Annotated in this window: 7 protein-coding genes and 1 pseudogene; 2 read left to right on the forward strand and 6 right to left on the reverse strand. The window is 61.9% G+C overall.

All coding sequences use genetic code 11. The annotated features are described in order from the left end of the window. Positions 1-53: 53 nt before the first annotated feature. Genes leuB through leuC form a run of 3 tightly spaced genes read right to left on the reverse strand, consistent with a single transcriptional unit; the run spans position 54 to position 3,235 of the window. Positions 54-1,121, reverse strand: a complete 1,068-nt coding sequence (gene leuB / locus QCE69_RS34080) for a 3-isopropylmalate dehydrogenase (RefSeq protein ID WP_309927265.1) — start codon at positions 1,119-1,121, stop codon at positions 54-56. 29 nt (positions 1,122-1,150) lie between these two features. Then, positions 1,151-1,801 (reverse strand): 3-isopropylmalate dehydratase small subunit, encoded by a 651-nt coding sequence (leuD, locus tag QCE69_RS34085; RefSeq protein ID WP_309935315.1) that lies wholly within the window; start codon positions 1,799-1,801, stop codon positions 1,151-1,153. Positions 1,802-1,825: 24 nt separating this feature from the next. Next, complete coding sequence (leuC, locus tag QCE69_RS34090; protein WP_309927267.1) at positions 1,826-3,235, reverse strand: 3-isopropylmalate dehydratase large subunit; 1,410 nt, start codon at positions 3,233-3,235, stop codon at positions 1,826-1,828. Positions 3,236-3,571: 336 nt separating this feature from the next. Between leuC and QCE69_RS34095 the strand changes: the two genes are divergently transcribed. Both QCE69_RS34095 and QCE69_RS34100 read left to right on the forward strand, forming a co-directional pair. After that, a complete protein-coding gene (locus tag QCE69_RS34095) occupies positions 3,572-3,820 on the forward strand; it encodes an AbrB/MazE/SpoVT family DNA-binding domain-containing protein (protein ID WP_309927269.1) in 249 nt (82 codons plus the stop codon). Next, a complete protein-coding gene (locus QCE69_RS34100) occupies positions 3,814-4,134 on the forward strand; it encodes a type II toxin-antitoxin system PemK/MazF family toxin (RefSeq protein WP_309935316.1) in 321 nt (106 codons plus the stop codon). Before QCE69_RS34095 ends, QCE69_RS34100 begins: the two co-directional genes overlap by 7 nt. Before the next feature lie 125 nt (positions 4,135-4,259). Here the strand turns inward: QCE69_RS34100 and QCE69_RS34105 are convergent, their stop codons facing one another. From QCE69_RS34105 to sdhB, 3 genes and pseudogenes are all read right to left on the reverse strand, one after another. Further along, a complete protein-coding gene (locus tag QCE69_RS34105) occupies positions 4,260-5,561 on the reverse strand; it encodes a citrate synthase (RefSeq protein ID WP_309927274.1) in 1,302 nt (433 codons plus the stop codon). Positions 5,562-5,738: 177 nt separating this feature from the next. Next, positions 5,739-6,035 (reverse strand): succinate dehydrogenase assembly factor 2, encoded by a 297-nt coding sequence (locus QCE69_RS34110; protein WP_309821147.1) that lies wholly within the window; start codon positions 6,033-6,035, stop codon positions 5,739-5,741. Between the two features lie 2 nt (positions 6,036-6,037). Next, positions 6,038-6,140, reverse strand: a pseudogene (sdhB, locus tag QCE69_RS34115) (succinate dehydrogenase iron-sulfur subunit); the annotation flags it as partial.

Here is a 6,140-nt window from a genome sequence, read left to right on the forward strand (position 1 = left end):
AAAAAGAGACGATCGGCCGCTTTATCCGCGATGCGGCCAATCGCCTCCCGCGATTACAGCGCCTTCAGCACCGCATCGCCCATTTCCTTCGTGCCGACGATCTTGCCGTCCGGCGTGGCGATATCACCCGTCCGGTAGCCCTGCTCCAGCACCTTCTTCACCGCGCTTTCCACGCGCTCCGCCTGTTCGGTCTTGCCGAGCGAATAGCGCAGCATCATCGCGGCCGAGAGGATGGTGGCAAGCGGATTGGCGACGCCCTTGCCCGCGATATCCGGCGCGGAGCCATGCGACGGCTCGTACAGGCCCTTGTTGTCCTTGTCGAGCGAAGCCGACGGCAACATGCCGATGGAGCCCGTCAGCATGGCCGCTTCGTCGGACAGGATGTCGCCGAACATGTTGCCGGTCACGACCACGTCGAATGCCTTCGGCGCCTTGACCAGCTGCATCGCGGCGTTGTCGACGTACATGTGCGACAGCTCGACGTCCGCGTATTCCTTCGCCACGTCGATCATCGTGTCGCGCCACAGCTGCGAGGTTTCGAGCACGTTGGCCTTGTCGACGCTGGTCAGCTTCTTCTGGCGCTTCTGCGCTGCCTGGAAAGCGACGTGCGCGATGCGGCGCACTTCGGGTTCCGAATAGCGCATCGTGTCGAAGCCTTCCTGCGCGCCTTCGAACGGACCATCCGGCGCCTGACGCACGCCGCGCGGCGCGCCGAAGTAGATGTCGCCGTTCAGTTCGCGCACGATCAGGATGTCCAGACCCGACACGATTTCCGGCTTCAGCGACGACGCGCCCGTCAGCTGCGCATAGCAGATCGCCGGACGGAAGTTCGCGAACAGCTGCAAGTGCTTGCGCAGGCCGAGGATGGCTTGCTCGGGACGCAGCGCGCGTTCGAGCTTGTCGTACTTCCAGTCGCCTACTGCGCCGAACAGGATGGCATCGGCTTCCTTCGCCAGCTTGAGCGTGGACTCGGGCAGCGGATGACCGTGCGCCTCGTAGCCCGCGCCGCCGACCGGCGCTTCTTCCAGCTCGAACTTCTCGCCGAGCGCGTTCAGCACCTTGACCGCTTCGGCCATGATTTCCGGACCGATCCCGTCGCCGGGCAGCACTGCAATCTTCATCGTGTGTTCCTTTCCTGATCGTGATGGATTTAGCCGGCGAGCCGGTGATTCAGCCACGGCTGCTTCGCAAGACGCTCGGCTTCGTACTGGCGGATCTTGTCGGCGTGGCGCAGCGTGAGGCCGATATCGTCGAAACCGTTCAGCAGACAGTACTTGCGGAAGCCCGGCACGTCGAAGGTGTACTCGGTGCCGTCGCCGGTGCGCACGACCTGCGCTTCGAGATCGATGGTCAGCTTGAAGCCGACGAACGCATTCGTCTCGTTGATGAGCTTGTCGACATCCTGTTCCGACAGCACCACCGGCAGCAAGCCGTTCTTGAAGCAGTTGTTATAGAAAATATCCGCGAAGCTCGGCGCGATGATCGCGCGGAAGCCGTACTGGTCCAGCGCCCACGGCGCGTGCTCGCGCGAACTGCCGCAGCCGAAGTTCTTGCGCGTCAGCAGGATGGACGCGCCCTGATAGCGCGGCTGGTTCAGCACGAAGTCCGGGTTCAGCGGACGCTTGCTGTTGTCCTGGCCGGGCTCGCCGACATCGAGATAACGCCATTCGTCGAACGCGTTCGGGCCAAAGCCGGTGCGCTTGATCGACTTCAGGAACTGCTTCGGGATGATCGCGTCGGTGTCCACGTTCTCGCGATCGAGCGGCACTACGAGGCCGCTATGCACATTGAATTTTTCCATGACGTTCGGACCTTTTCGAAATGTTTAAGCGAGCTTGCGGACGTCGACGAAGTGACCTTCGATCGCCGCGGCAGCAGCCATGGCCGGGCTCACGAGGTGCGTGCGCCCGCCCGCGCCCTGACGGCCTTCGAAGTTGCGGTTCGACGTCGACGCGCAGCGTTCGCCGGCATCGAGCCGGTCGGCGTTCATTGCGAGGCACATCGAGCAGCCCGGTTCGCGCCATTCGAAACCGGCGTTCGTGAAGATCTTGTCGAGGCCCTCGCGCTCGGCTTGCGCCTTCACGAGTCCGGAGCCCGGCACGACCATCGCCAGACGGATGTTCGACGCCACGCGCTTGCCCAGCGACTTCACGACGTAGGCGGCAGCGCGCAGATCCTCGATGCGCGCATTGGTGCACGAGCCGATGAAAATCTTGTCCGGCTTGATCGATTCGATCGGCGTATTCGGCTGGAGCGCCATGTAGGTCAGCGCGCGTTCCATTGCGTCGCGTTTGACCGGATCCTTTTCCTTGTCGGGATCGGGCACGCGGCCGTCGATGGACGTCACCATTTCCGGCGACGTGCCCCACGTCACCTGCGGCACGATCTCGGCGGCATTGAGTTCGACGACGCGGTCGAACTGCGCGTCCGGGTCCGACTTGAACTGGCGCCAGTACTCGACCGCATGGTTCCACTCGACACCCTGCGGCGAGTACGGACGGTCCTTCAGGTAACTGATGGTGGTGTCGTCCACGGCGACCATGCCGGCGCGCGCGCCCGCTTCGATGGCCATGTTGCAGACGGTCATGCGGCCTTCCATCGACAGCGCGCGGATAGTCGAGCCGCCGAATTCGATGGCGTAGCCTGTTCCGCCCGCCGTGCCGATCTTGCCGATGATGGCCAGTACGATGTCCTTCGCGGTGCAGCCGCGCGGCAACTGCCCTTCCACCTTGACGAGCATGTTCTTGCTCTTCTTCTGCAGCAGCGTTTGCGTGGCGAGCACGTGCTCGACTTCCGACGTGCCGATACCGTGCGCCAGCGCGCCGAATGCGCCGTGCGTGGACGTGTGCGAGTCGCCGCAGACGATGGTCATGCCGGGCAGTGTCGCGCCCTGCTCAGGTCCGATGATGTGCACGATGCCCTGACGCAGGTCGTTCATCTTGAACTGCGTGATGCCGAAGCTATCGCAGTTCTGGTCGAGCGTGTCGACCTGCAATTTCGAGACGGGATCGGCGATGCCGTGCGTACGGTCCGTGGTCGGGACGTTGTGATCGGACACCGCCAGATTCGCGCTGATGCGCCATACCGGGCGCTGTTCGAGCTTGAGGCCTTCGAAGGCCTGCGGACTCGTCACTTCGTGCAGCAGATGACGGTCGATGTAGAGGATCGAGGTGCCGTCCTCTTCCGTGTGGATCACGTGTGTGTTCCACAGTTTGTCGTAGAGAGTCTGTGCCATGGTGAGCGCTTTCGTATGTGACTGCGGGGAATGTGCCGCCGTGTAGCGACGGCTTGTTAACCGATTATGCCACCTCTGCGCGCGTCCCGGGTACTAGGATGAGGGAAAAACCTATTAAAAACAATGCTTTATGCTAGTGGTGCCAGTACCCGGATCAGCACTACCAGCCTGCTTTGTTTCTCGCGGCGGATCGGCCATCTGGCTGAATGGCGGTGTGGCCGCCGCGTCGGTAGCCTGTGTTGAAGCGCGGGGTTTCGCGCGCGTACCAACATTGTATTGAGCGCATGCCCATGGAGTTATAACATCGTGCTTCCTGTTCAGATCACGAGCGATTCCATGAAAACCACTATCCGGAAGATGGGCAACTCCCAGGGCGTTCTGATTCCGAAACCGTTGCTCGCCCAGCTGGGCCTGGAGAAGGAGGTCGAAATGGAAGTCGAAAATGACGCAATCGTCTTGCGTCGTCCGCGCAACAAGGCGCGCCACGGCTGGGCGGAAGCCAGCAAATCCATCTCGCAGAGCGGCGGCGACCGTCTCGTCGTGGGCGAGTTTGCAAATGGCGAAGATGCGGAGCTGGAATGGTAGCCCGCGGCGATATCTGGCTGACCGCGCTCGACCCAACCCTGGGCAGTGAGATCCAGAAAACGCGACCTTGCGTCGTCGTTTCACCGCCTGAGTTGCACGATCATCTGCGCACGGCCATCGTCGCGCCGATGACCACCGAGGGCAGGCCGGCGCCCTTCCGCATTCCGGTCACGTTGAACCGCAAGCAGGGGTTCATCCTGCTGGATCAGATCCGTATGGTGGACAAGGTACGGCTGGTCAAGCTGGAAGGATCGATCGATGCCAGCACGCTGGGATCCGCGCTGGGCGCGTTGCAGGAAGTGTTTGCGGACTAGGGGCTCGCCGCTGCCCCGTCGCTTCATGCTGCGCGTAGCCCGGCATCAGCCCGTCGCGCGGACATGAAAAAACCCCGGCGGTTGCCCGCCGGGGTTCTCTTGCAGCGTTCCGGAACGTACGCGCCTTAGCGCTTCGACACCGGCTTTGCTTCGCGCGGCGTCTGGCCGATGAACAGCTGACGCGGACGGCCAATCTTCTGCTCCGAGTCCGCAATCATCTCGTTCCATTGCGCGATCCAGCCCACCGTACGCGCCATCGCGAAGATGCACGTGAACATCGAGGTCGGGATGCCCAGTGCGCGCTGCACGATGCCCGAGTAGAAGTCGACGTTCGGGTACAGCTTGCGCGACACGAAGTATTCGTCTTCCAGCGCGATCTTTTCGAGTTCCATCGCGAGCTTGAAGAGCGGGTCGTCATGCAGGCCGAGCTCGTTCAGCACTTCGTGGCACGTCTCGCGCATCAGCTTTGCGCGCGGATCGTAGTTCTTGTAGACGCGGTGACCGAAGCCCATCAGCTTCACGCCCGAGTTCTTGTCCTTCACTTGCTTGATGAACTCAGGAATGTTGTCGACCGAGCCGATCTCTTCCAGCATGTTCAGCGCGGCTTCGTTGGCGCCGCCGTGCGCCGGGCCCCACAGGCAGGCGATACCGGCCGCGATACACGCGAACGGATTCGCGCCCGACGAACCCGCCAGACGCACGGTGGACGTCGAAGCGTTCTGCTCGTGGTCCGCGTGCAGGATCAGGATGCGGTCGAGGGCGCGCACGAGCACGTCGTTGACCTTGTACTCTTCGCACGGGTTCGAGAACATCATGTACATGAAGTTCGCGCTGTACGAAAGTTCGTTCTTCGGATAGACGAACGGCTGGCCCACGCTGAACTTGTAGGCCATCGCGACGAGCGTCGGCAGCTTCGCGATCATGCGGATCGCGGAGACTTCGCGGTGACGCGGATCGTTGATGTTCAGCGAGTCGTGATAGAACGCCGACAGTGCGCCCACCGCTGCCGTCAGCACCGCCATCGGGTGCGCGTCACGGCGGAAGCCGCGGAAGAAGAAGTGCATCTGCTCGTGCACCATCGTGTGACGCGTGACCGTGTCCACGAACTCCTTGGCTTGCGCTTCATTGGGCAGTTCGCCCTTCAGCAGCAGGTAGCAGGTCTCGAGGAAGTCGGCGTTGACGGCCAGTTGCTCGATCGGGTAGCCGCGGTACAGCAGCTCGCCCTTGTCGCCGTCGATGTAGGTGATCGCGGAATTGCACGCAGCCGTCGACATGAAGCCCGGGTCATACGTGAACTTGCCGGTCTGACCGTACAACTTGCGGATGTCGATCACGTCCGGGCCCATCGTGCCCTTGTAGATCGGCATTTCGACGCTCGGCGAGTTGTCGCTGAACGATAGCGTGGCTTTAACATCTGACGGGGTCATAGCACATCCTCAATCGAAGTATGGATACAGGTTTTCGATAATTTGCACGACGGAAGCTGCGCGGCAAAAACTGTACTGTCGGCCGTTGGTCTCAGTACGGCCTTGTCATTTCAGCCGAAGCGTTGCAAATCGCAACCATCGGCCTATTTTGCAAAACTCCGCGCATTCCTGCTGAAGTCACACGGTGCGCAGCATGCCAAGCAAGCGGATCACATCCGGCGTTGCCAGGTCGCCTTCCGGCTCCGTGCGGGCCAGCAGCAGGTCCATCAGTTCGTTGTCGCTCAGCTCGAGCAGACGGGTCAGTGCGGCCACGTCGGCGTCACTGAGCTCTTGCTCATATCGGCTGAAGAAACGATCGAAGATCAGATCGTTTTCCAGCAGGCCGCGCCGGGCACGCCAGCGAAGGCGTGCGCGACGAAGGGGGTCGGACTGATGCGGAGAATCGTCTTGGGTATCGACCATCACATTGCCCATCCTCAGACCGCCCGGCGCACCATCAATTCCTTGATCTTGCCGATCGCCTTGGTCGGGTTGAGCCCCTTCGGGCACACGTCGACGCAATTCATGATCGTATGGCAG

It is taken from the genome of Caballeronia sp. LZ032 (assembly GCF_031451315.1).
Classification (GTDB): Bacteria; Pseudomonadota; Gammaproteobacteria; order Burkholderiales; family Burkholderiaceae; genus Caballeronia.

Coding starts and splice junctions, on each gene's coding strand:
- leuB (WP_309927265.1), bottom strand. CDS start 1,121: ATGAAGATTGCAGTGCTGCCCGGCGACGGGATCGGTCCGGAAATCATG.
- leuD (WP_309935315.1), bottom strand. CDS start 1,801: ATGGAAAAATTCAATGTGCATAGCGGCCTCGTAGTGCCGCTCGATCGC.
- leuC (WP_309927267.1), bottom strand. CDS start 3,235: ATGGCACAGACTCTCTACGACAAACTGTGGAACACACACGTGATCCAC.
- QCE69_RS34095 (WP_309927269.1), top strand. CDS start 3,572: ATGAAAACCACTATCCGGAAGATGGGCAACTCCCAGGGCGTTCTGATT.
- QCE69_RS34100 (WP_309935316.1), top strand. CDS start 3,814: ATGGTAGCCCGCGGCGATATCTGGCTGACCGCGCTCGACCCAACCCTG.
- QCE69_RS34105 (WP_309927274.1), bottom strand. CDS start 5,561: ATGACCCCGTCAGATGTTAAAGCCACGCTATCGTTCAGCGACAACTCG.
- QCE69_RS34110 (WP_309821147.1), bottom strand. CDS start 6,035: ATGGGCAATGTGATGGTCGATACCCAAGACGATTCTCCGCATCAGTCC.